Origin of the sequence: Paraburkholderia ultramafica (genome assembly GCF_902859915.1) — a bacterium.
Taxonomy (GTDB): Bacteria; Pseudomonadota; Gammaproteobacteria; order Burkholderiales; family Burkholderiaceae; genus Paraburkholderia; species Paraburkholderia ultramafica.
In genome coordinates this window covers 284,108-307,069 of the sequence record NZ_CADIKK010000001.1, presented here as the reverse complement: position 1 = coordinate 307,069, position 22,962 = coordinate 284,108, and the positions used below count along the sequence as shown (strand labels likewise).

At 64.4% G+C, this 22,962-nt stretch carries 20 protein-coding genes and 1 pseudogene; 7 read left to right on the top strand and 14 right to left on the bottom strand.

Annotation, left to right across the window (positions count from 1 at the left end):
* Positions 1–476: 476 nt before the first annotated feature.
* Positions 477–928, top strand: a pseudogene (locus HV744_RS01455) (ABC transporter ATP-binding protein); the annotation flags it as partial.
* A gap of 51 nt (positions 929–979) precedes the next feature.
* On the opposite strand, the gene HV744_RS01450 reads toward HV744_RS01455, so the two are convergent.
* Genes HV744_RS01450 through HV744_RS01440 form a run of 3 tightly spaced genes read right to left on the bottom strand, consistent with a single transcriptional unit; the run spans position 980 to position 4,800 of the window.
* Positions 980–2,038, bottom strand: a complete 1,059-nt coding sequence (locus HV744_RS01450; protein ID WP_175147780.1) for a serine hydrolase domain-containing protein — start codon at positions 2,036–2,038, stop codon at positions 980–982.
* A gap of 36 nt (positions 2,039–2,074) precedes the next feature.
* Positions 2,075–3,367, bottom strand: a complete 1,293-nt coding sequence (locus tag HV744_RS01445; protein WP_175147779.1) for an MFS transporter — start codon at positions 3,365–3,367, stop codon at positions 2,075–2,077.
* A complete protein-coding gene (locus HV744_RS01440) occupies positions 3,364–4,800 on the bottom strand; it encodes a M20 family metallopeptidase (protein WP_175147778.1) in 1,437 nt (478 codons plus the stop codon). The genes HV744_RS01445 and HV744_RS01440 overlap by 4 nt, the downstream gene beginning before the upstream one ends.
* Positions 4,801–4,946: 146 nt before the next feature.
* On the opposite strand from HV744_RS01440, the gene HV744_RS01435 reads away from it, so the two are divergent.
* A complete protein-coding gene (locus HV744_RS01435; RefSeq protein WP_175147893.1) occupies positions 4,947–5,852 on the top strand; it encodes a LysR family transcriptional regulator in 906 nt (301 codons plus the stop codon).
* A gap of 192 nt (positions 5,853–6,044) precedes the next feature.
* On the opposite strand, the gene HV744_RS01430 is transcribed toward HV744_RS01435, so the two are convergent.
* From HV744_RS01430 to HV744_RS01420, 3 genes are all read right to left on the bottom strand, one after another.
* Positions 6,045–7,211, bottom strand: a complete 1,167-nt coding sequence (locus HV744_RS01430) for a porin (protein ID WP_175147777.1) — start codon at positions 7,209–7,211, stop codon at positions 6,045–6,047.
* Between the two features lie 513 nt (positions 7,212–7,724).
* Positions 7,725–8,840, bottom strand: a complete 1,116-nt coding sequence (locus HV744_RS01425) for a succinylglutamate desuccinylase/aspartoacylase family protein (protein ID WP_175147776.1) — start codon at positions 8,838–8,840, stop codon at positions 7,725–7,727.
* A 257-nt stretch (positions 8,841–9,097) separates the two neighbouring features.
* Positions 9,098–9,880, bottom strand: coding sequence for an ABC transporter substrate-binding protein (locus HV744_RS01420; RefSeq protein ID WP_175147775.1), 783 nt, complete (start codon positions 9,878–9,880; stop codon positions 9,098–9,100).
* 817 nt (positions 9,881–10,697) lie between these two features.
* Between HV744_RS01420 and HV744_RS01415 the strand changes: the two genes are divergently transcribed.
* Both HV744_RS01415 and HV744_RS01410 read left to right on the top strand, forming a co-directional pair.
* Positions 10,698–11,825, top strand: a complete 1,128-nt coding sequence (locus HV744_RS01415) for an extracellular solute-binding protein (RefSeq protein ID WP_425497659.1) — start codon at positions 10,698–10,700, stop codon at positions 11,823–11,825.
* A complete protein-coding gene (locus tag HV744_RS01410; RefSeq protein WP_175147892.1) occupies positions 11,825–13,657 on the top strand; it encodes a diguanylate cyclase domain-containing protein in 1,833 nt (610 codons plus the stop codon). Before HV744_RS01415 ends, HV744_RS01410 begins: the two co-directional genes overlap by 1 nt.
* A 70-nt stretch (positions 13,658–13,727) precedes the next feature.
* On the opposite strand, the gene HV744_RS01405 is transcribed toward HV744_RS01410, so the two are convergent.
* The 7 genes from HV744_RS01405 to phnG all read right to left on the bottom strand — a co-directional run bounded on the left by HV744_RS01405 (position 13,728) and on the right by phnG (position 19,697).
* A complete protein-coding gene (locus HV744_RS01405) occupies positions 13,728–14,861 on the bottom strand; it encodes an alpha-D-ribose 1-methylphosphonate 5-triphosphate diphosphatase (protein WP_175147773.1) in 1,134 nt (377 codons plus the stop codon).
* Positions 14,862–14,965: 104 nt separating this feature from the next.
* Entirely contained in the window at positions 14,966–15,730 is a 765-nt protein-coding gene (gene phnL, locus HV744_RS01400) for a phosphonate C-P lyase system protein PhnL (RefSeq protein WP_175147772.1), read from the bottom strand.
* An 8-nt stretch (positions 15,731–15,738) separates the two neighbouring features.
* The gene (gene phnK / locus HV744_RS01395; RefSeq protein ID WP_175147771.1) at positions 15,739–16,509 is read right to left on the bottom strand and encodes a phosphonate C-P lyase system protein PhnK; all 771 of its coding nucleotides are present in this window, start codon (positions 16,507–16,509) and stop codon (positions 15,739–15,741) included.
* On the bottom strand, positions 16,506–17,429 hold the full coding sequence (locus HV744_RS01390) for an alpha-D-ribose 1-methylphosphonate 5-phosphate C-P-lyase PhnJ (RefSeq protein ID WP_175147770.1): 924 nt from the start codon (positions 17,427–17,429) through the stop codon (positions 16,506–16,508). Before HV744_RS01390 ends, phnK begins: the two co-directional genes overlap by 4 nt.
* A complete protein-coding gene (locus HV744_RS01385; RefSeq protein WP_175147769.1) occupies positions 17,426–18,583 on the bottom strand; it encodes a carbon-phosphorus lyase complex subunit in 1,158 nt (385 codons plus the stop codon). The genes HV744_RS01390 and HV744_RS01385 overlap by 4 nt, the downstream gene beginning before the upstream one ends.
* Positions 18,583–19,194: a phosphonate C-P lyase system protein PhnH gene (gene phnH / locus HV744_RS01380; protein ID WP_175147768.1), complete on the bottom strand. Its 612-nt coding sequence runs from the start codon at positions 19,192–19,194 to the stop codon at positions 18,583–18,585. The genes HV744_RS01385 and phnH overlap by 1 nt, the downstream gene beginning before the upstream one ends.
* Positions 19,194–19,697, bottom strand: coding sequence for a phosphonate C-P lyase system protein PhnG (gene phnG, locus HV744_RS01375; RefSeq protein ID WP_175147767.1), 504 nt, complete (start codon positions 19,695–19,697; stop codon positions 19,194–19,196). The genes phnH and phnG overlap by 1 nt, the downstream gene beginning before the upstream one ends.
* Before the next feature lie 181 nt (positions 19,698–19,878).
* On the opposite strand from phnG, the gene phnF reads away from it, so the two are divergent.
* From phnF to phnN, 3 genes are read left to right on the top strand one after another with little or no spacing between them, the layout of a single operon-like run.
* Positions 19,879–20,637, top strand: coding sequence for a phosphonate metabolism transcriptional regulator PhnF (phnF, locus tag HV744_RS01370; RefSeq protein WP_175147766.1), 759 nt, complete (start codon positions 19,879–19,881; stop codon positions 20,635–20,637).
* Entirely contained in the window at positions 20,634–21,356 is a 723-nt protein-coding gene (locus HV744_RS01365) for a DUF1045 domain-containing protein (RefSeq protein ID WP_175147765.1), read from the top strand. Before phnF ends, HV744_RS01365 begins: the two co-directional genes overlap by 4 nt.
* Positions 21,357–21,358: 2 nt before the next feature.
* Positions 21,359–21,913 (top strand): phosphonate metabolism protein/1,5-bisphosphokinase (PRPP-forming) PhnN, encoded by a 555-nt coding sequence (gene phnN / locus HV744_RS01360; protein WP_175147764.1) that lies wholly within the window; start codon positions 21,359–21,361, stop codon positions 21,911–21,913.
* Positions 21,914–21,929: 16 nt separating this feature from the next.
* Here the strand turns inward: phnN and HV744_RS01355 are convergent, their stop codons facing one another.
* Entirely contained in the window at positions 21,930–22,838 is a 909-nt protein-coding gene (locus HV744_RS01355) for a LysR family transcriptional regulator (protein ID WP_175147763.1), read from the bottom strand.
* Positions 22,839–22,962: the final 124 nt, after the last annotated feature.

Sequence of the window (22,962 nt, the reverse complement as noted above, 5' to 3'; positions counted from 1 at the left end):
GCGGCGGTTACTCGCGGATCGATCAGGATCACTGAGTTTCACAAGCACCGAACGCACCACGCACAGAACGCGCACCGACAGAACGATCGCGATGCGCTCGCTCTTTCGCGCGCGATGCTGTCCGGCGCAAACGGACACGCAAGCCGACGGTAGAGGGCACGCCGCCGCGCCTCGCGCGTCGTAACGAATCGAAAGACAAAAAGCCCGCCTCTCAGTCGCTTATTCAAGCGAGCGGGCTCGAAAATTCTTAACGGATTTTTCCAATTCATTTAGCCAATACCGGCGCGCGATTTAAACGTGAATACGGCGTCGCCGGCTTAATCCAATACGCATACGCCGATACCGGAATCCGAATACTTCAATATCGAAACAGGGATTGGACGGCTCGAACGAAGCGACATTATTATTTTTTTATATTTTCATAATATCAAAGCAGACAGAGACAGCAGTTCCGGGACATAAGCCGAGGAGGCGCGGTGACGGGCATTCAGCTCAAGGGCGTGACAAAGCGGTATGGCGAGACGGAAGTGATCACGGGTCTCGATCTGCATATCCACGAAGGTGAATTCCTCGTCTTTTTAGGGCCGTCCGGTTGTGGTAAGTCGACGCTGCTGCGGATGATTGCCGGACTCGAAGGCGTCGGTGAAGGGCAGATCAGCATCGGCGGCCGCGAGGTCACCCATCTGCCGCCAGCGCGGCGCGACGTCGCGATGGTGTTCCAGCACTACGCGCTCTATCGCACATGACGGTCTACGACAACATGGCGTTCGGATTGCGCAACACGGGTGTCGTCGCGAGCGAGATCGAACGGCGCATCACCGATGCCGCCCGCATGCTCGAACTCGATGCGCTGCTCAAGCGTCGCCCCGCGCAACTGTCGGGTGGTCAGCGCCAGCGGGTTGCCATTGGCCGCGCGGTGGTCAAGGAGTCGCTAGACCCTCACACGCTAGCGCTAGCCTTTGCTCACGGACTCAGCGCATTACCCGATACAGGTCGCGTCGACCGCGTTGAGAACCAGCCCAAAGAACTCGTCGGCGGCGACCGGATTCAACCAGCGAACGATCACCGTCATCCGGCGCTCGGGCTCGATCCACGTAAACGAGCTGCCCGCGCCGACGCCGAAATAACTCGACGCCGGCACACTCGGGAAAATCTTGCGGTCGGTATTGAGCCACACCAGATAGCCGTAGAACGGCGCGATCGCGCACGGCGTACGCATCCGCGCGATCCACTCGCGGGACAGAATCCGCCGTCCGTTCACCACGCCGTCGTTCAGCAGCATCTGTGCGACCTTGAGCTGATCGTTCGCGCTGACCGACATCCCGCCGCCCCAGTGCGTGCCACCCGGAACGGACTGCATGCGCCGCCCGTCGATCTCGACCCACGCATGATCGTAGCCGACCCATTGCCAGTTTTCGCTCGCACCGGCCGGGCGCATGATCGCCTCGCGGAACACCTCGGGCAACGGCTGCCGGAACAGATAAAGCAGCGCCAGAGAAAGCTGGTTGATCCGCACGTCGTTGTATTCCCAGTACGTGCCGGGACGTTGCAGCGGACGCCGGTCGCCCTTCTTGCCGTCCGGCGGCGCGGCGAAGTTGACGGCCCGATAATGATCCGCCTGCTCGGACAAGCCGAAGCACGTGCCTTGCCATTCGCTTGTCTGTTGCAGCAGTTGCGCCCAGGTCACGGCGGCATTGTGTTCGTCGTCGAAGCCGATGCCGGGCACCCGCACGCGCACCGGCTCGTCGACGTCCGGCAACAATCCGCGATCGTGCGCGACGCCGGCGAGCAACGCGAGGTACATCTTCGCGACGCTGAAGGTCAGATCGGCGCGATCGGGTTCGCCCCAGGCGGTCAGCACGCGGCCGTCGAGCGCGATCGTGCCGGACACCGGGCCGCGATCATGGACCGGGCCGAGCAGCCGGTTCCACGGCGGCGGGTCGTTCACATGCACGCCCCACGCGCCATCGACATGGCGGTCCCAAAGCGATTCATGATCCACGGCAAACTGCACTGCCTGTTGCAAATCGTCTTGCATAGATAAAGTCCTGTCGGTTTAACAAAGCCAGTTGCTCTAGCGCGCATTCAGGCGCACACGGGCCCATATGATAGTGAAAAGGCTGATGACGGCCGCAAGCATCAGGTAGAGGCCGGGCGCGAGATTGTTGCCGGTTGCCGCGATCAGCGCAGCCACGGCGAGCGGCGTGAAGCCGCCGAAAACGGTGGTGCCGATGTTATAGCCGAACGCCATGCCGGTCGTGCGCGTGCGGGTCGGAAAGAGTTCGGACATCAACGCGGGAATCGGCGCGAAGTAGGTGGCCTTCAATACAGCGATCCATACGACCGCGGCCAGCAGCGTCGCCAGCGACGGGTGCGCGTTCATGAACATGAACGCCGGATAGACCGTCACAAAGAACAGCACGCCGGCGCCCAGCATGATGCGGACGCGGCCCACCTTGTCGGACCAGTGGCCGACGATCGGCGTCAGCACCATCATGACGAAACCGGCCAGCAGCGTCGCGATGAAGCCGGACGACGGCGCCAGACCGAGTTGCCGCGCCGCGTACGTCGGCATGTACAGCAGCATGTAGTTGGCCGTGGTCGTGAGCACGAGCGAGCCGATCGACACGAGCACGCGCTCCTTCTGCGTGGCCAGCAACTCCCGCACCGGTGATGCGGATTTCTCCGCGCGCTCGAACTCCGGCGTTTCGTCGATACGGCGGCGAATGTAGAGGCCGACCGGGCCGATCAGCATGCCGAACAGAAAAGGAATGCGCCAGCCCCAGCCGTCGAGTTGCGACTGGGTCAGCAGGCCGGTCAGCACCGCGCCGAACGCGGACGCGATCAACGTGCTCGCACCCTGGCTCGAGAACTGCCAGCTTGCCATGAAGCCTTTGCGGGCCGGCGCGTGCTCGATCAGAAACGCCGTCGAGCTGCCGAATTCGCCGCCGGCCGAAAAGCCCTGCAACAGCCGCGAAGCGAAGATGCCGATCGGCGCGAGGAGGCCGATCGTGGCATACGACGGCATCAGCGCGACCATGCCGGTGCCGAGCGTCATCAACGCAATGGAGAGCGTGAGCGACGCCTTGCGGCCCTTGCGGTCGCTGAACGAGCCGAGCACCAGCGCGCCGATCGGCCGCGCCAGATACGACAGCGCGAACGTGCCGAGCGTGAGCAGCAGCGACATGGTTTTGTCGTGGACCGGAAAGAAGGTCCGCGACAACGTGGTGGCGAAGTAGCCGTACACGATCAGGTCGTAGAACTCGAGCGCATTGCCGATCGACGTCGCGAGAATCAGACGCGATACGCCCGACTGCGACGCGGGTTTGGCGATCGTGCCGACCGCGGTGGCGGAATCAATGCTCATGACGGGATCCTTGGACGGCGTTGCGTGGGAAGGGCTGCTGCGCTATTGGGGGCGTCGGCATCCTGCACGCCGAGGTCCCAGAAGAGGCCTGACATGATGCGCAGTCCCTCGCGCACCACCGGACCGAGCAGATGCTCGTCCGGCGCGTGCTGCGAGCAACCGGGGTACGAGTGCGGCACCCACAGCGTCGGCATGCCGAGCACGTCGGCGAACACGTCGTTGGGCAAGGTGCCGCCCAGGTTCGGCAGCAGCACGGGCTGAACGCCGGTGGTCTGCCGCAGCGAGCGCAACGCCCACTGCACCCACGGATCGTCGGGATCGACGCGGGTCGCGGGCACACCGCGTTCGACGTCGATCCCGACCATGCCGAAACCATGTTCGTCGAGATGGCGGCGCACGATCTGTTCGAGGTTGAGCCAGTCGGTGCCGACCACGAAGCGGATCTGCATGTGCGCGAAGGCGTGCGGTGGAATCGCGTTGACCGGCTTCTCCGGATTGCCGGTGCGAAACGCGAGCACTTCGAGACTGTTCCAGCCGAACACGCGCTCGGCCGGCGTGAGGCCGGGTTCGCCGTAGTCCGCATTCACTTCCGGCTCGCCCGGATTGCCGCCGACCGCGAGACCGGCCAGCGCCCGGCGCACCGCATCGGGCATGGCGGGCGGGCGCAAGCCTTCGATCATCACGCGGCCATTGGCGTCGACCATCGACGCGATGGCGTTGGCGAGCACCACGCCCGGGTTGCGCAGCAAGCCACCCCAATTGCCGGAATGATGACCGCCGTCGCGCGGCTTCAGGTCCAGCCGGAAATTCACCAGGCCGCGCGAGCCGAGAAACACGGTGGGATGTTGCGCGCCCAGACGCGGGCCGTCGGAGGCGATCAGCACATCGGCGGCGAGTTCGTCGCGCAATTGCGCGCACAGCTCATGCAGTCCGGGCGAGCCCACTTCCTCGCCGGTTTCGAACAGCAGCTTCAGGTTGAAGCCGAGCCGGCCACCGCGCGCGTCGAGCACCGCTTTCAGCGCGGCCAGGTTGATGCTGTGCTGGCCTTTGTTGTCCGCCGTGCCGCGGCCGTACCAGCGCTCGCCATCGACGGTGACGCGCCACGGCGCGAGGCCCTCGCGCCACTGCGCGTCGTAGCCGCGCACCACGTCGCCGTGGCCGTACGAGAGCACGGTCGGCAGCGCGTCGTCCTCATGCCGGTGGGCGATCAGGAACGGCCCCGCACCCGCCACGGGATTCTCGACGATACGGCAGGTGAAGCCCCAGGCCGTCAGCGTCGGCGTGATTTCTTCGTCCAGATAGGCGCGCAGCCGCGCGCCGCTGTCGGCTTCCTGGCTCTCCGTGCGGAAAGCGACGCGGCGCTGGAGGTCTTCGAGAAATCGGCCGGAATCGTACTGATCGGTCGCATGTTGAATAGCCGAGTCACGAGTCAAGGTGGTTCTCCGGTGGGGCGCGCTGCGGACGCGAGCGCTGGATTCGAAACGATGTCGCGATCCTGCCGTGGACGATATTTGTGGACAATTACAATATTTGGCAGACATCGTTGCCGAAACGGCAAAGCGGAATAGCCATGAACCAGATGGACAACACCGCGCTGCGCTACTTTCTCGAAGTGGCGCGCAGCGGTTCGCTGAGCAAGGCGTCGGGGCGGCTGTACGTCGCCGTGTCGGCGCTGAGCAGGCAGATTGCAAAGCTGGAGGAGGAGGTTGGCGCGGCGCTTTTCGAGCGGCGGCCGCGCGGGATGGTGTTGAGCGATGCCGGGCGTTTGCTCGCCGAGCATGCGCGGCGCTGCCTGCTGGACGCGGAGCGCGTCACCGAGGAAATTCGCGGGCTTAGCAACGGCGGCCGCGCGACGATTCGCGTGGCGAGTTCGGAAGGCGTGGCGCCGCATTTTCTACCGCAGGTTTTTGCGCGCTTTCTGAAGACACACCCGGCTACGCATTTTCAGCTCGACGTGTCGGCGCCGTCGGTGGCGACGCAGCGCGTGCGCGACGGCACCGCCGATATCGCGGTGTGTTTCAGCCTTGCGCCGGAGCCGGACATCAATGTGGTGCACTCGCAGCGTGCGCCGATCTTCGCGCTTGTCCGGCGCGCTCATCCGCTTGCGGCGCGCGAGTCCGTCTCGCTCGCGGACCTGCTGCCGTGGCCGCTCGCGATCGACAACCAGGGCGTGACGATCCGCCAACTATTCGACATCTCGTGCAGCCTCGAAGGACTGGTATTCGATCCGGTGTTCGTCAGCAACTATCACGCGGCGCTGCAAAGCTTCGTGCTGCACACCGATGCCGTCACGGTGACGGGATTCCTGACCGTGCGTAGCCGGCTTGAAGTGGATGGGCTCGTCGTGGTGCCGATCAGTCATCCTGAACTACACCAGCGCACGCTGCAGATTCAGACGATGGCAGGCCGCACGCTGCCGCGTGCAGTGCAGGCGTTGATTGAATTGCTGACGGGGGCGATCGACAATCCAGCGCTTCTGGATTGAGTGCGGTGTGAATGGCGCTCACGCGAGACCACTCGGAGCATCTCACCTTATTCACGGGCACGTGTTGAGTTGCGGTGTTGGCCAACCCGCTCTGTTCATGATCACGTGCGCCAAAAGAAAAACGCCCCGCAGGGCGTTTTCCAGAACCTCGGAACGGCAAGAAGCGCGCGCTTCTCGCCGTCAAAGACCCGCTTAGAACTTGTGACGCATACCGACGCGGAATGCCAGTTGGTTGTCCGCGCCCACGCCCGACGTGTTGAAGTAGCTCGTGCTCGAACCGATCTGCGCTTGCAGATCCTGCGTGCCGTTGCGGCCCGACGCGATCTGGTAGATACCCAGTGCGTACACGTCCGTGCGCTTGCTGAGCGCGTAGTCGGCGCTCAGGTTCACCTGGTTCCAGTGACCCGTGTTCGCGTTGCTCAGGTGCATGTACGTGTAGCCCAGGCCTGCCGTAATTGCCGGCGTGAACGCGTACTTCGCGCCTGCTTCGTACGCGGCGAACGTCGTCGTCGAGCTGCCCGTGATCGATTGGAAGCGCGTGTTCGTGTACAACGCCCACAGCGTCGCTGCGGCGATCGAGTAACGGCCGCCGACGCCGAAGGTGCGCAGATCGCGCACGTTCGCCGCCGTGCCGCCCGGCTGCACGTTGGCCAAGGCCGTCGAGAATGCCGGCGTTGCCAGGCTCGGGTAGTGGATGTCCGTGTACGCCGCGCCGATGCCGAACGGACCGTTCGCGTAGTTCAGGCCGAAGCTGTAAGCGCGCGACGAACCCGTGGTCGTGCCGACGGTCGGTGCGCCGGCGAATGCGCCAGCCTGGTTCGAGAAGCCGTACATCGCGCCGAACGTCAGGCCCGAGAAGTTCGCGCTGCTGAACTTGACCGAGTTGTTGATACGGCTCGACGTCAACTGGTCGACGTCGTTGATGTGATAAGCGTAGTTACCCGCGACGGTCAGGCCGCCGGTCGAGTAGTTGCTGCCCAGGTAGTCGGTCGAAAACGAATACTGGCGACCGAACGTCAGCGAGCCAACGTTGTTCTGCGACAGACCGACGAATGCCTGACGGCCGAACATCGCGCCGCCCTGGCCGAGCGTGCCGTTGCCGCTGTTAAAGCCGTTTTCCAACACGAACAGCGCCTTCAGGCCGCCACCCAGGTCTTCCGTGCCGCGCAGGCCCCAACGGCTGCCTTGCGCCACGCCGTCGTCGTACTTGAAGAGGTGGTCGTGTCCGGTGGACGTCTTCGAGTTGTTCACGTAGCTGATACCGGCATCGATCAGGCCGTACAGCGTGACGCTGCTTTGAGCGTGTGCGGCGGTGGCGAAGACGGCGAGAGTAGCGGCGGTCAATACTTTCTTGTTCAAGACTTTCTCCGATTAAAAAAATAAGCGATCGCGACGCCGGGCTCTTTGGTCCGGTCGCGCGATGGGCCGAAATTTAAGGGAATGCAGAGTAAGGTATGTGACAGCAAACTTATTTTTTTAAATCTGTCGTGTTGGCGCGACAGCCGGGTGGCTTCGCAAGTTGAAATCGCACAAGGCGGTGCATGTATAAGCTTTGCCGCGAAGCGCGGAGATAAGCGTGTGAAAAACGATTGGTTTTAGGCGTCGCGACGGCGTGCGACGATGCCCGTTCGTCCAGCCTTTATCAATTCAATTCAATCGCTTACGGGGAACCGCATGCAGCGCCGGACACTCATTCAGAATCTATTCCGGCGTTTCGAGTGGGGGTTGATGAACGGGCTTGAGCATGCGGGCCATGCGGCCCTGAGTTGTCCAGTTACGGCAGCCGACGCGTAAACGCAGATCGCCCGCTATTTCAGCGGGCGATCTGTTTTGCTGCTCAAGGCTTCAGAGGCTGTTGCGGGCAGCCGCGCGTCAATTGCTCAACAACGAACCGCTCCGGAACGCCTTTGCGCCGGCAATCCGCGCGAACTCCAGCCCGGCCGTCGCAAAGCGCGTCGAATGCCGCGCGTACAGCACGCCGGCCACGCTGCTCTTCAGCGTGACGACGCGGTCCGTCAACGGGTCGACGATATCCGCGATCTCCCGGCCGACCTCCACCCACGCGCCGACCTCGCATCGATACACCAGCACGCCGCTGATCGGCGCGACGAGCGGCTCCGCGCCGGCGAGCGGCGTGGCGGCGAATTCGAGCGGTGGCAGCGGGGCGGCCGTGCCGTCGATCACGCCGCGCGTGGTCAGGTATTCGATGATCGCCTGTGCGTCGCGCTCGGCGTACTCGTACGACACTTCGCGCTGGCCGCGCAGTTCGACCGTGACCGAGATCGAGCCGTTCGGAATCGGGAAGCGCTCGCCGAAACGGCCGCGCAGATCCGACCAGCAGAAGCTGTGGATCTCGTCGAACGGGTTGCCCACCGAGTTGAGCGCGAGCAGCGATGCCTTGGCGTCGAGATAGCGCGCGAGCGGCTCGACTTCCGGCCACAGGTCCGGGTTCGTGTACAGGTGCATCGCGGCTTCCCAGTCGCAATGCAGATCGAGCACGACGTCGGCGTCGTACGAGAGCTTTTGCAGCGCCAGACGTTGCGAGTCGAGTTCGGTTGCCGGCTGTTGCGCGTCGAGCGCCTCACGCATCGCCGCGCGGATCGCCGTGCGGTTCGCGTCGATGTCGCCGGTCAGGCGCGCCTCGATGAGCGGCTGCACCAGCGCCGACAGGTCATGGAAATTGCGGTTGAAGTTCTGCGCGGTGTTGGCTTCGAAGCGTCCCGTCAGATGGCCGAGAAAGTGCTGGTTCAGGCCGATAGGATTGGCCACCGGCACGATCACGACTTCGCCGCGCAGCTTGCCGGCGTCTTCCAGCGCGGCCAGCTTGCGGCGCAGTTCCCACGACACCAGCATGCCGGGCAACTCGTCGGCGTGCAGCGACGACTGGATATAAATCTTCTGCCCGCCGCCAGGACCGTAGTGGAAACTCGTCAGGTTGCGGGCGGTGCCGAGCGCCGGGGCGATCAGTGGATGGGTTTGGGTTTGCATGGTTTTCGGATCCGCGGCCCAGGCGGGCGTGCCGCGCTATGTCGTTGATTACAGTAGGAAAGCGTGCTTCTCTGGGGGTGCTTCGAGTGCTGCGTGGTCAGGCTGGGGCGGGGCGGTTCGCCGCGCCGCGATCGCACGATCTTAGCCGATATGACGCGCGATGTGGTTTTATGCGGCGTCGCAAACGAAACGGGCCCCGCTATGCGGAGCCCGTTCCTGCAAGCCGGCAAGCGCGTCGTCAAACGCGCGTGGCGGGCTTAGCCGCCGTACACGTCGAAGTCGAAGTACTTCTTCTCGAGCTTCTTGTACGTACCGTCCTTGATGATGTCGGCGATCGCCTTGTCGACCTTCACCTTCAGATCGGCGTCTTCCTTGCGCATGCCGATGCCCGCGCCGTTGCCGAGGATCTTCGGATCGACGAGGTCCTTGCCGACGAACTCGAAGCCCGCGCCGCGCGGCGTTTTCAGGAAGCCGATCTCAGCTTGCACCGCGTCTTGCAGTGCTGCGTCCAAACGGCCCGACAACAGGTCGGCATAGACCTGGTCCTGGTTCTGATACGGCACGACCTTCGCGCCCTTCGGTTCCCAGTACGTCTTCGCGTAGGTTTCCTGGATCGTGCCCTGTTCGACGCCAATCGACTTGCCCTTCAGCGAATCGGCGGTCGGCAGGATGCCCGAACCCTTCTTCGCCACCAGACGCGTCGGCGTGTTGAACAGCTTCGACGAGAACGCGACCTGTTCGGCGCGTTGCGGCGTCATCGACATCGACGACAGCACGCCGTCGAACTTCTTCGCCTTCAGGGCCGGAATCATGCCGTCGAAGTCGTTCTCGACCCACACGCACTTGGCATCCAGGCGCTTGCAGATTTCATTGCCGAGGTCGATGTCGAAGCCAACGAGCTTGCCGTCCGAGCCCTTCGACTCAAACGGGGGGTAGCTGGCATCAACGCCAAAACGGATCGTCGACCAATCTTTAGCGTGTGCGCCAATCGAGACGGTGGCAAGCAGAGCAACCGTCAAAGCCGCTAGCAGTTTTTTCACTGTTTAACTCCTCGGTGTGGTTCAAATACTCCCGCGTGCGGTTGTGCCGCCGCGAGACACCCGGCGCGACTCGCGACCGGGCTTCGGTTCAAGCTGCGGGCCGGGGCGGCCAGCAGCGCGCGCCAAGCTTATCAGTTCAAAAAGATTGGGTAGCTAGTGAAACACCGGATGGCGCGAGAAGATAGCTTCTAATGCGCGAATGTCGTGGGGATCAGGCGCGGCGGCGATGGGTATTGCGGCGCCGCCTGGCGCGCCGCGTGCAGCGATTTGCGACAATTTACTACGGCTTGCTGCGTAATCATGCAGTAATAAAGTTGGCTAATTGCCTCGCACAGCCGTCACAGCGCGCTCCGGCGTCAACCACCGGCGGCGGGTTGGGCAAGTCATCGTTATCGGCATCGGCGGCGCCTGGTTGGCTGAGCTGTATTATCCGTTGCGATGCCAGTGTGAATTTCGAGCCGCGCTATTTAGCGCGCTTCATTACCAGGTCTTACCGCTATCGCTCGTTTAAATCGATACGCGGCCAGTTAAAGATTACGCATAAACTGCCGTTAAATGTGGGTGGAGCGGATTGGCTGGATTAGCTCTGACCAACTGTTTTTTTGATACCGGTCAGTTCAGGGGACAAAAAAATATTAGTTTAGCGCTATCATCGGTGCTCCTCGCGTTCGCGATTGATAGCGGCGTGAAGGGCGTATCTGTCTGGAGAAAGTCACCGAGCAGCACGTTCGCGGATAAAATGCCGCGCGTTTGCGCTCGTCCAACGGCCTTCTGCAAAACGGTGTTGTATATGCACATGATGTTAATGGCGGATGAAATGCGCTGTTCTAAACAGTCCTTTCAGCGGCGAATGGCAGCCGTTTCTGCCTCGGCACGCGCGCACTTACTGCACCACAGCGTTTTCCGCGGGGTTTTGACGCTTCTGCTCGGCGTGGTTTTCGGTTTTGGGTTCTGGTCGGCGGCGCCGGTCGAGGCCGGTGAGAAAATCCTGCGCGTGCTCGCCTGGCCCGGTTATGCGGATGCCGACGTCGTGAAGGCGTTCGAACAGCGCTATCAGGTGAAGGTGGAAGTCACGCTGGTCGATTCCGACGAGGCGCTCTGGGCCCAGATGCACGCGAAAGACGCCCAGTCTTTCGACGTGCTCGCCGCCAACACCGCTGAAATCCGCCGCTATACGCAGGCGAATCTGCTGGCTCCGCTCGATCTGGCCAGCCTGCCGAACACGAAAAAGCAGTTGCCGCGTTTTCAGGCACTGGACGCCATCGAAGGGTTGACCTCGGCGGGCAAGGTGTACGCGATTCCGTTCACGTATTCGTCGATGGGGCTCATCTACGATCGCAAGCAGATTCCGGTCGCGCCGCGCTCGATGCGCGAGTTGTGGAACCCCCAGTACCGCGGCAAGGTGCTCGACTTCAATAGCGCGCAGCACAACTTTTCGTTCACGGCGCTGGCGCTCGGCTATCCCCATCCGTTTGACCTCGACGCCGCGCAAATGCGCGCGATCGCCCACAAGCTCGTCGAGCTGCGCCGCAACCTGCTGACCTATTACACGTTGCCCGAGGAGGCGACCGCGTTCTTCATCCAGCACAAGGTGGCGTTGATGTTCGGCAACTACGGCACCCAGCAGGTCGAATTGCTGCGCCGCGCGGGCGCGGACGTCGGCTACGTGATCCCCGACGAAGGCGTGCTCGCGTGGCTCGATTGCTGGTCGATGACGCGTGCGGCGACCGACCGGCCGCTCGCGCTCGCGTGGATCAACTACATGCTCGAGCCGGGCGTGAGCGCATTGCTGACGCAACGCCAGGGGCTCGCCAACACGTTGACGGCGCCGGTGGAAAACCGCGGCGGCGCGCACATCGTCTGGATCGGCCCGGTGGAAGACACTCAACGGCGCGAGGAGTTGTGGGCCCGAATCGTGTCCGGAGACCGGTCGGAGCGGTTTTGATGATACGGCCCGGCTTGACCTTCAAGTTATCGGTGCTGCTTGCGTGCATCGGCGTGCTCGCGTCCGGCGCGACCGGCTATTACGCATATCGCGCCAACCGCACGATGCTGGTCAACCAAGCCGGGCACAGCCTGCTGACGTCGACGGAATTGCTGGGACAGCGCTTTGCCGCTTCGATCGACGATGTCGGCGCCGATGCGCTGGTGCTCGCGACCATGCCATTTTCGGCAAGCGTCGCGCAGACCGACGACGGTCATGGCGCGAACCCGGCGCGCGAATGGCTGGCGCAGGTGTATTCGAGCTTCATGGTGCATCACCCCGAATACCTCCAGATCCGGTTGATCACCCGTCAGCACTATGGGCTCGAACTGATCCGTTTCGATCGTGACGTGGACGGCCTCGTGCGCGTCGAAGGGCAAAAGCTGCAGGAAAAAGGCCAGTTCGCCTATGTGTTCGAGACGCTGGCGTTTGCGCCCGGCCGCATTTACACGTCGCCGATACTGGTCAATCACGAGTACGGCACCCATGGCGCCGAAGGCAAGCCGACGCTGCGGCTCGGCACGCCGGTGGGCGATGCCAATGGAACGGTGGTGGGCGTCGTCGTGATCGACATCGATCTGGCCGGGATGCTCAAGCGTTTGCAGAGCGATTTGCCGAGCGACTATCAGGTCTATCTCGCCAACGAATGGGGCGACTTCCTGGTCCATCCCGACGTGTCGAAGACGTTCGGCTTCGACAGGGGCCGGCGTGTGCTGATGCAGGACAGCTTCTCCGTGACGAAGCCGCTGTTCGAGCAGACCCAAAGCGAAGTGCTGGTGAACGGCCTCGCCGATCCGCGACAGGCGGCCGGCCAGGTGCTCGCTTTCGTGCGCAGACCGTTCGGCGGGTCCGAGGGCAATCGCTATATGGTGCTGGGTCTCGCCAAGCCGCTCGACGATGTGCTGTCGGGGGCGAATCTGCTCGGCAACCGGATCATCCGCATGGTGCTGGTCTTCAGCGGCCTCGCGGTGCTGCTGGCGATTTTGTTCGCGCGCGCGTTGACCAAGCCGCTGCACCTTCTCGCGTACGCGGCAACCCATCTGTTCGCCGAACACGCGATGAATACGCTGCCGCTCAAACGCACCGACGAGATCGGCGTCCTGGCGCGCTGCTTCGATCGTCTGCGCCGCGAGATCAAGGCGCAAATGGATGCGCTGCATGCCAAGCAGCGCGAGCTCGTGCATCTCGCCACCCACGACGTGCTGACCGGCTTGCCCAACCGCATGCTATTCATGCAGAAGCTCGAAAGCGCGATCGAGGAAGCGGCGCGGCGTGACGAACGGCTTGCCGTGCTGTTCGTCGACCTCGACCGCTTCAAGCAGATCAACGATCAGTTCGGCCACGCGGTCGGCGACAAGGTGCTGGTCGCGGTGGCGCGCCGCTTGAAGCAGGTGCTGTGTGCCGCGGATGTGGTGGCGCGCCTGGGCGGCGACGAGTTCATCGTGTTGATCGCGGGGGCGCGGGTCTCGGAGGCCGCGCCCGGCATCGCGTCGCGCATCATGGATGTGTTGAACGAAACGCTGCTGATGGACGGGCATAGCATGACGGTGGGCGCGAGCATCGGCATCAGCCAGTTCCCGGACGATAGCGGCACGGCCGAGGAACTGCTGCACAATGCCGACGCGGCGATGTACGCGGCGAAATCCGGCGGCCGTTGCGCATATCTGAGCTATCAGGAGGTGCTCGAAGCGCGTCGCCGCGAACAGGCCGAGGAGCTCGAGCGCGCCGCGTTCGCGGGAGCGCGGGCTGGCGAAGGCGCGACCGAAGGGCGTGAGGCCGAGCCGACGGCCTGATGCGCCGAGGCCGCTGCGCTCACCGCGATTCGACCGGTGCCACGCGAGTCCGGCGAGCAACGAAACCCCATCAAACGATCCGAGTCCCGTTGCGATACGTCGCACGCGGCACCGGCAGCGTGTCGAGCATCGTCACGCGCACGAAGTCCGCGCGCAGACCCGTTTCGATCGCGCCGCGGTCGTGCAGACCGGCGGTGCGCGCCGGTTCGGCGGAGACCGTCGCCATCGCGCGCGGCAACGTCCAGCCGGCTTTGTCGACCAGTTCGAACACGGCGGTCAGCAGGCTCGACGGCACGTAATCCGACGAGAGAATATCGAGCAGATCGGCTCGCGCCAGTTCGAGCGCCGCCACGTTGCCCGAATGCGAGCCGCCGCGCACGATATTCGGCGCGCCCATGATGGTCGAAATGCCGTGCTCGCGCGCGGTTTCGGCGGCAATGCGGGTGGTCGGGAATTCGGCGAGCACGATGCCTTCGGCCTTCGCCTGTTCGACGTGCTCGATCAGCGTGTCGTCGTGGCTCGCCACCGGAATGCCGAGCCGGTTGCAGCGCGCGACGATCTCGCGGCGGTGCGTATCGGCGTAACGTTCCTGTTCGACCGACAGTTCGGCCAGCGCGGTCGCCACGTGTTCGTCGCTCAGCTTGCCGTTGCGCTCCTGGAAGCGGCGCCATTGCTCGCGGTCGTGCCACTGACGCTGACCGGGCGTATGGTCCATCACCGACGCGAGCCGCAACAGCGGATGCGTGCACAGCGAGTCGAACACGTCGACCACGTCGGCGGTGGCGATCTCGCAGCGCAGATGCAGAAAGTGTTCGGCGCGCAGCAGCTTGCGCGCGGAAAAGCGCATCAGGGATTCGGCGCATTGCGTTTGCAGATCGCGGCCACGCAGTCCGACGTTCGAGCGTGAGCCGATCGCGAGCGCGTCGAACACGGTGGTGATGCCCGCGGCCGCCACCTGGGCGTCGTGGATCACGAACGCGGCATCGGTATTCCATTGCACGCCCGGACGCGGCGCGAGGTGCTTCTCGAGATTGTCCGTGTGCAGTTCGATCAGACCGGGCAGCAGATAGTCGCCGTCCCAATCCTGCGCTTCGCGCGCCGTGGTCGTGCCGCGCGCGACGTCGCGAATCACGCCGTCTTCGGCGCGTACCACGCCGGTGAATACTTCGTCTCGCGTCACGATGCGAGCGTTCCTGATCAACATCGACGTGCTCCGTTTCTGTCAGGCTTGGGTGTTGTTGCCATGTGTGGTTTAGTCTGGTGCCAGCGCTTCGCTGGTTCATTCTAGTGACGTTTCATGTCAATCGATCAGTGACGCCGCGGCGGCTGCAATTCCAGACGGCGCGTCGCGACCTTGTTGCGCGTCTCTTCGTCGTGAAAGATGCCGACGATCGCCGCGCCGCGCTCGCGCGCTTCGACGATCAGATCGGCGACCACGTCGCGATTCTCCGCGTCGAGCGAGGCCGTGGGTTCGTCGAGCAGCAGCAGCGGATGCCCGGCGATCAAGCCGCGCGCGATGTTCACGCGCTGCTGCTCGCCGCCCGAGAAGGTGGCGGGCGCCAGCGTCCACAGCCGCTCCGGCACGTTCAATCTTGCGAGCAGCGCGGCGGCGCGTGTGCGGGCTTCGTCTTCGGCCACCCCGCGCGACAGCAGCGGTTCGGCGACGAGTGTGAGCGTCGGCACGCGCGGAATCACGTGCAGAAACTGGCTCACGTAGCCGACCACGCCGCGGCGCAGACGCAACACGTCATGCGGTTCGGCGCCGGTGATCGACACCGGCTGGCCGTGATCCGCGGTATCGCGCATCTCGATCGAGCCAGTGCTCGCGAGATAGTTGCCGTACAGACACCGCAGCAGCGTGCTCTTGCCCGCGCCCGACGGCCCGACCAGCACCACGCACTCGCCGCGCTCGACTTCGAGCGACACGCCCGCGAGCGCTTCGATCCGCACGCCTCCCTGGCCATGCAGCGTGAAGGTCTTGCCGATGCCGACCGCGCGCAGCATCAGCGCCGCGTTGTCGGAGAATGCGCGCCCGCTGGCGCGCGCTTCCGTGACTGTTTCAATGGATTGCATTGTGAGCCTCAAACCGGCAGAACCGAGGAAACCAGCGTTTGCGTATAAGGGTGCTGCGGATCGTCGAGCACCTGATCGGTCAGACCCGCCTCGACGACCGCGCCGGCCTGCATGACCATCAGCCGGTGCGCGAGCAGGCGCGCCACGCCGATATCGTGCGTGACGATCAGCACCGACAGATGCAGCGTGGACGTCAGCGTGCGCAGCAGATCGAGCAGACGCGCCTGCACCGACACGTCGAGACCGGCGGTGGGTTCGTCCATGAACACGAGCCGCGGACTGGTCACGAGATTGCGCGCGATCTGCAAGCGCTGCTGCATGCCGCCGGAAAACGCGCTGGGAAATTCGTCGATGCGCGACGCGTCGAGTTCGACACGCTCCATCCATTGCGTGGCCGCGTGGCGGATCTCGCCGTAGTGGCGCGCGCCGACAGCCATCAACGGCTCGCCGATATTCGCGCCGGCCGAGACGCCGCTGCGCAGACCGTCGCGCGGATTCTGCTGGACGAAGCCCCACTCGGTGCGCATCAGCAAACGCCGGCGCGGTTCGGACAACGCGAGCAGATCGAGCCGGTCGCCATGCGTGGCGGTGTAGTGGAGCGAGCCGCCATCGGCTGCGGTTTTCAACGCGAGCGCATTCAGCAGCGTGGTCTTGCCCGAGCCCGATTCACCGACAATGCACAGCACTTCGCCCGGATACAGATCGAAGCTGACGTTCCTGCAGCCGTTGCGGCCGCCGTATTGTTTGGTGAGCGCGCGGGCGCTCAACAGCGGCGTCATGCGGGTTCTCCTTTGTGTGGGTTGGGCGTGAGCGGATCGAACTCGTGGTCGCCGCGGCGCTCGTGGCAGTAGTCGCTGTCCGAGCAGACGAACATCCGCTTGCCGGCATCGTCGACGATCATTTCGTCCAGGAAGCTCTGCGTCGATCCACACAGCGCGCATGCGTGCTGCCACTTCTGCACTTCGAACGGATGGTCGTCGAAGTCGAGACTGCGCACCGGCGTGTACGGCGGAATCGCATGAATGCGGCGTTCGCGGCCGGCGCCGAACAATTGCAGCGCGGGGTTCATGTGCATCTTCGGGTTGTCGAACTTCGGGATCGGCGACGGCGAACTCAGATAGCGGTTGTTGACGATCACCGGATAGTCGTACGTGGTCGCGATGCTGCCGTGATGGACGATGTCCTCATAGAGCTTCACGCTGATCAGGCCGTAGTCGGCGAGCGCGTGCAGCTTTTTGCATTCGGCGACGCGCGGTTCGAGCCGGTACAACGGTTCGGGCATCGGCACCTGATACACCAGAATCTGCTTGTCGGTGAGCGGCGTTTCGGGAATCCGGTGACGCGTCTGGATGATCGTCGCTTCGAGCGTGCGGCGCGTGGTCGTCACGCCGGTGGTACGCGCGAAGAAACGGCGAATGTTGACCGCGTTGGTGGTTTCGTCGGAGCCCTGATCGATGACCTTCAGCGTGTCCTTCCTGCCGATGATCGCCGCGGTAACCTGAATGCCGCCGGTGCCCCAGCCGAACGGCAACGGCATTTCACGCGATGCGAACGGCACCTGATAGCCCGGCACGGCCACTGCCTTGAGCAATGCGCGGCGCAGCATGCGCTTGGTCTGCTCGTCGAGATAGGCGAAGTTGTAGCCGTGCGCGGCGCTGTCGTACGAGGCGGTGGTTTGAAAAGTGTCGGGCGCGTTCATGCTGCCTGCTCCTCGTGATCGCTGTCTTTGTCCGCGCTTTGATCCGCGCGGTGATCCTGCTCTTGCGCGCCGTGCTGCGCCCGCAGACGCCGCACGAGTTCCAGCTCCGACTGAAAGTCGACGTAGTGGGGCAGCTTCAGATGCTGAACGAAGCCCGACGCCTCCACGTTATCGCTGTGCGAGAGCATGAATTCGATGTCCTGCGTCGGCGACGCGAGCGTTTCGCCGAGTTCCTCGGCGCGCAACGCGCGATCCACCAGCGCCATCGCCATCGCCTTTCGCTCGGAGTGGCCGAACGCGAGACCGTAGCCCTGCGTGAAGGCGGGCGGCACCGCGCCGCTGCCGGCGAACTGGTTGATCATCTGGCATTCGGTGATGTCGATGTCGCCGATATCGACCGCTTCGCCCAGTTCGTCCAGTTCCATTTCGACGGCGATCGTGCCGAAGCGGATCTCGCCGGCGAACGGATGCGAGTGCGCGTAGCCGCGTTGCGTCGCATAACCCATCGCGAGCAGAAAGCCTTCGTCGCCGCGTGCGAGATTCTGCAGGCGCGTCGCTCGGCTTGCTGGAAAGGCGAGCGGTTCACGCGAAAGATCGCCGGGCTCCTGCGCGTTCGGCGTGGGCCGTTCCTGTTCGATCAGCCCTTCCTTGTCGAGCAGCGTGACGACGCGTGGCACCGCTTGCGCTGCGGCCAGCGTGCCCCGACCCGGCACTGCGTCTGCCGCCGCTTCGGCTTCGTCGTGACCCTCGGCGAGCAACGCGAAATCCAGCAGACGCTGCGTGTAATCGTAAGTCGCACCGAGCAGTTGTCCGCCGGGAATGTCTTTGAAGGTCGCCGAAATGCGGCGTTCGACCTGCATCGCTTCGGTATCGATCGGCTGCGTGTAGCCGAAACGCGGCAACGTGGTGCGATACGCGCGCAGCAGGAAGATCGCTTCGACCAGATCGCCGGCGGCCTGCTTGATGGCGAGCGCGGCGAGTTCTTCGTCGCAGACCGAGCCTTCGGTCATCACCCGCGCAACCGCGAGGCGCAATTGCTCACGAATTTGCGCGACGCTCAGTTCGGCGCACCGCGTGTCGCCGCGGCGCGCCTTGTCGAGCAGACGCCATGACGCTTCGATCGCACGTTCTCCACCCTTGACGGCAACGTACATCAGTTCACCTTCGCTTGAGTTGTGCGCGGCAGGCCGATCAGGCGTGCGCCGCGGACGAGATAACAGTCGATACCGCACGGAAACAACGGCGCGAGCGCGGCGCGTTCGCGCCAGAAATGCCCGGGCAGACCGATCGGCGAAATCGTTTCGGTATCCAGAATGCCGGGGCCGCTGAGTACGACCGGCGCTCCACCGGTCAGCGCGTCGACGCGGATCAGCAGCGTGACCGATTGCTCGGGCGATTCCGCGGCGCCGAGCGCGAAGCTTTCCAGCGACGGCAGTGCGCTCGCATCATGGATATACGCGAAGGCGGCTTCGCCGGGTTCGTCAACGAGCGGCGCGCCGGCATGAAAGCGCAACGCCGAGCCGAGCGCGCTATCCGGTTGCGCGAGCCACACCGGCGTCGCGTAGTCGCACAGGGCCAGCAGCGCGGCGAACGCGGCGAGTTCGGCGCGCGTGGCCCGCACTTCGGGCAGTACGTTCTCGACGACGCCGATCGTGCCCGGTCGCGACAGCGCGTCGAGCAAGGTGCGGAAGACCGCCTGGGTATCGTGGACGGGGTCGGCGAAACCCGGCGTCAACGTGGACAAAACAATCTGCGAGTTTTCCATTATTCGCCCCGGACCATCGTGAAGAATTCGACGCGCGTGGCCGCGGCGTCCTGTTGCCGTTCGGCGCGCCGCGCAGCCTGTTGCGCGGCAAAAGGCTCGATCAGTTGCCGATGCAAGGCCGCGTGATGTTCGGGCAATTGCAGCAGCGCATCCGCCAGCGCGGCGAGTTCGGCGCGGCGGCGGTCGCGGCCCAGATGACACGCGACGCCGACAGCCGCATCCGCATCCGCATCCCCCGGCACGCGCAGCCGCAAGGTCGCGCGCGTGACCGTGGCCTCGCCGAGATTGAACGGGTCGCCACTGCCGCCGACGCGCCCGCGCACCATGACAAGGCCGATTTCGGGCGGCCGGAGCCAGTCGTAAGCCGGGGTGGGGAGGCCGTGCAGTGCGCGCTCCAGTGCGGCTTCGAGATCGGCGCGCGGCGTGCGGGCCAGCACGGCCATCCATGCGCGCCGGACCGACGGGGGCGGCGCGGAGCAAAGCGAAGCGGAAGTGACGCTCATCGGAATTCCTGTTGATCCAGCGAGTAGACATTTAACCATCTAATCATCTAAACGTCTAGACGTTTAAAGATATGCTTGTTGCACATCGTCACGTGTAACCGCCGTTTCACATTTCCATCACGGCTTGCGCACTACAATGCACGTCATGGCGATTATTTGAACCTGGGGGAATGACAGCACCATGACATCGAACGACAACGCGACGCCGGGCACGCTGCTCGAACGCGGCGCGGGCGTTGCCGTGTGGCGGCAGATCGAGCAGATTCTGGCGGCCGAGATCGCCGCCAGCGGTTTCGGCGAAGAAGGGCGCCTGCCGAGCGAGGGCGAACTGGCCAAGCGCTTCGACGTGAACCGGCACACCGTGCGCCGCGCAATGCTGGGCCTTGCCGCGTTGGGCCTCGTCAGCGTCGAGCAGGGGCGGGGCACTTTCGTGCAACCCGGTGCGATCGACTATACGATCGGCCGCCGCACGCGGTTTACCGAGAACTTACGGCAGCAGCATCACGCGGCGGCGGGCACGATGTTGTCGGCCGCGCGCGTGAAGGCCGAGCCGAGCGTCGCGAAGGCGCTGAGCCTGCGGGCCGGCGCGGCGGTCTACCGGATCGAATCGCTGCACGAGTCCGACGGCGTGCCGCTCACGTTCGCGCGCAACTGGTATCCCGCGGCGCGCTTCGCGGGGCTGCCCGAGGTGCTGGAGCGCACCGGCAGCATTACGAAGTCGATGGCCGAATTCGGCGTGAACGACTATCTGCGCAAGTGGAGCCGTATCGGCAGCGTGCTGCCCGAGCCGGAAGTGGCGCGGCGTTTGAACATCAACCGTCAGCAGCCGGTGCTGTGGGTCGAAAACGTCGACGTCGATCTGCAAGGCACGCCGGTCAAATACGGCTTCACGCATTTCGCAGCGGATCGCGTGCAGTTGCTGGTGGAGCATGAACTGTGAGCGGCGCCGCATGGGGCGCCGACGGCCGTTTCGCCGTGTATTACGCGCCGTCGCGTGAATCGGCATGGTGGCGGGCCGGCTCGGCGTGGCTCGGCCGCGATGCGCAAAGCGGCGAGCGCTGCGTGCCGCCGCAACCGCCAGGCTTGACGCGTGAGTTGGCGGAACTGACCGAAGCGCCGCGCCGCTATGGTTGGCACGGCACGCTGGTCGCGCCGTTCCGTCTCGCTGACGGCGTGACGCAAGACGACCTGCTGGCCGCGACGCGCGAATGGGCTCTGACGCAAAGCGCGTTTGCGTTGCCGGTGCAAGCCGCGACGCTCGGCGATTTCGTCGCGCTGCGTCCCGCGGATCAGCCAGGCGAAGCCGGCATTCGCGCGGTGGCGAGCAGCGCGTTGCAGACGCTCGACGCGTTGCGCGCACGGCCGTCGGCCGCCGATCTGGCGCGGCGGCTCGCCGCGCCGCTGAGTGAACGGCAACGCGCGCTGCTGGTCGAATGGGGTTATCCGTATGTGTTCGACGAATTCCGTTTCCACATGACGCTGTCCAGTTCGCTCGACGACGCCGATGAGCGCGCGACGCTAGTCGCCTGGTGGCGGCGGCAAACGCACGCACTCGGGCCGCTGAGCGTCGATCACGCCGCGCTGTTCGTCGAACCGGCGCCCGGCGAGCCGTTCGTGCTGTGGCAGCGTGTGCCGTTCCAGACTCGCGAGGTGAAGTGACAATGGCAGGTCGTTTGATTTATGTAATGGGGCCGTCCGGCGCGGGCAAGGACTCGTTGCTGGAGTTCGCGCGCAAGCGCCTGATGGGCGAGCCGATTCTGTTCGCGCATCGCTACATCACGCGGCCGAGCGGCCACGGCGAAGTGCATGTCGCGCTGAGCGTCGAAGAATTCGCCGCGCGTTCGGTGCTCGGCCTGTTCGCGCTCGAGTGGTCGAGTCACTCGCTGCGCTATGGCATCGGCGTTGAACTCGACGCATGGCTCGCGCGCGGTTGCACGGTGGTCGTCAACGGTTCGCGTCAGCATGTGCAGCACACGCTGGCGCTTTATCCGCACACGGAAATCGTGCACGTGGACGCCGCACCGCATGTTCGCGAAGCGCGTCTCGGCGCGCGGGCGCGCGAATCGGCGGAGCAGGTCGCGGCGCGGCTCGCACGGCGCGCGCCGTTCTCATTGCCGGAGAGCGTTCGCTGTACGACGATCGACAATTCCGGCCGCCTCGAAGACGCGGGGCACGCATTGGTCGAGATTCTCAAGGTGCGAGCCGACGTTCTCTGAGGTTCGCACAAACGTTCTATTCGATGGCCGCCATCCGTTCCCGGGTCGCCTGCTGCAAACACGACACGAACTGCTGCACGGCCGGCGTGGGCAACAGATCGCGCCGCGAAATGATGCTGAGGTCGTAGTTCGGCAGCGCCTCTTCGATCTGCGCGACGCGGATGCCGAGCGGCGCGACCATCTGCGCGAGCGGCCTCGTAAAGCAGCCGATCACATCGGTTTGCGACACCAGTCCGAGCGTCACCGCGAACGACGACGGCGCGCGCACCAGCCGCTTCGGCACCGGCAAGCCGTGCGCGTTGAACATCGCCATCATCACGCTGTGCGGAAAGTGATCGGCGCCGACGGTCACGATCCACTCCGCGTCGAGCAACTCGTGCAGCCGCGTGACGTTCGCGAGCGGATGCCCGGCGCGCATCGCGACGACAAACTGCGTCGAGTAGAGCGGCACTTGCACCAGATCGCTGTCGAGCGCCTGCACGTGATGGATCGCCGCGATATCGAGCGCGCCGTTGCGCAAACGCGCGACCGCGTCCGGAATCGTCACTTCTTCCAGATGCAGATTCACCAGCGGCATCTTGCGGCGAAAGCTGGCCACCGCATGCGGTAGCGCCGTGAGCGCGATCGACGGCATGGTCCCCACGCTGACCTTGCCGGCCAGTTCCCCCTTCACCTGCTCGACGGCCTCGACCGTGCGCCGCATATCGCCCAGCAACTGCTCGGCGCGCGGCAGCAGCGCGAGCCCGCACGCGGTCAACTCGATGCCGCGCACGCTGCGCACCATCAGTTCCGCCTTCAGCGCGCTCTCCAGCTCGCGAATCGTATGCGTGACGGCCGGTTGCGTCACGCCGAGTTCACGCGCGGCGGCCCGCAAACTGCGGTGGTGCGCGGCCGCGACGAAAGCCTGCAACTGCTGCGGTTTCATGAGGGTAATCCCGTATATAAGACTTGTTAATTGGGGTGAAAAAAATAGCATCTTATTCGAACAAAACGGCGTGGCTATAGTGCTGGGCTGTTTGCCGCGTGCCGCGCGGTGTCAACCCATGGAG

Excerpts from the sequence above, each read along its gene's own strand:
- HV744_RS01450 (WP_175147780.1), bottom strand. The coding sequence starts at position 2,038 with ATGCAAGACGATTTGCAACAGGCAGTGCAGTTTGCCGTGGATCATGAA.
- HV744_RS01445 (WP_175147779.1), bottom strand. The coding sequence starts at position 3,367 with ATGAGCATTGATTCCGCCACCGCGGTCGGCACGATCGCCAAACCCGCG.
- HV744_RS01435 (WP_175147893.1), top strand. The coding sequence starts at position 4,947 with ATGGACAACACCGCGCTGCGCTACTTTCTCGAAGTGGCGCGCAGCGGT.
- HV744_RS01425 (WP_175147776.1), bottom strand. The coding sequence starts at position 8,840 with ATGCAAACCCAAACCCATCCACTGATCGCCCCGGCGCTCGGCACCGCC.
- HV744_RS01415 (WP_425497659.1), top strand. The coding sequence starts at position 10,698 with ATGCGCTGTTCTAAACAGTCCTTTCAGCGGCGAATGGCAGCCGTTTCT.
- HV744_RS01410 (WP_175147892.1), top strand. The coding sequence starts at position 11,825 with ATGATACGGCCCGGCTTGACCTTCAAGTTATCGGTGCTGCTTGCGTGC.
- HV744_RS01405 (WP_175147773.1), bottom strand. The coding sequence starts at position 14,861 with ATGTTGATCAGGAACGCTCGCATCGTGACGCGAGACGAAGTATTCACC.
- phnL (WP_175147772.1), bottom strand. The coding sequence starts at position 15,730 with ATGCAATCCATTGAAACAGTCACGGAAGCGCGCGCCAGCGGGCGCGCA.
- phnK (WP_175147771.1), bottom strand. The coding sequence starts at position 16,509 with ATGACGCCGCTGTTGAGCGCCCGCGCGCTCACCAAACAATACGGCGGC.
- HV744_RS01390 (WP_175147770.1), bottom strand. The coding sequence starts at position 17,429 with ATGAACGCGCCCGACACTTTTCAAACCACCGCCTCGTACGACAGCGCC.
- HV744_RS01385 (WP_175147769.1), bottom strand. The coding sequence starts at position 18,583 with ATGTACGTTGCCGTCAAGGGTGGAGAACGTGCGATCGAAGCGTCATGG.
- phnH (WP_175147768.1), bottom strand. The coding sequence starts at position 19,194 with ATGGAAAACTCGCAGATTGTTTTGTCCACGTTGACGCCGGGTTTCGCC.
- phnG (WP_175147767.1), bottom strand. The coding sequence starts at position 19,697 with ATGAGCGTCACTTCCGCTTCGCTTTGCTCCGCGCCGCCCCCGTCGGTC.
- phnF (WP_175147766.1), top strand. The coding sequence starts at position 19,879 with ATGACATCGAACGACAACGCGACGCCGGGCACGCTGCTCGAACGCGGC.
- phnN (WP_175147764.1), top strand. The coding sequence starts at position 21,359 with ATGGCAGGTCGTTTGATTTATGTAATGGGGCCGTCCGGCGCGGGCAAG.
- HV744_RS01355 (WP_175147763.1), bottom strand. The coding sequence starts at position 22,838 with ATGAAACCGCAGCAGTTGCAGGCTTTCGTCGCGGCCGCGCACCACCGC.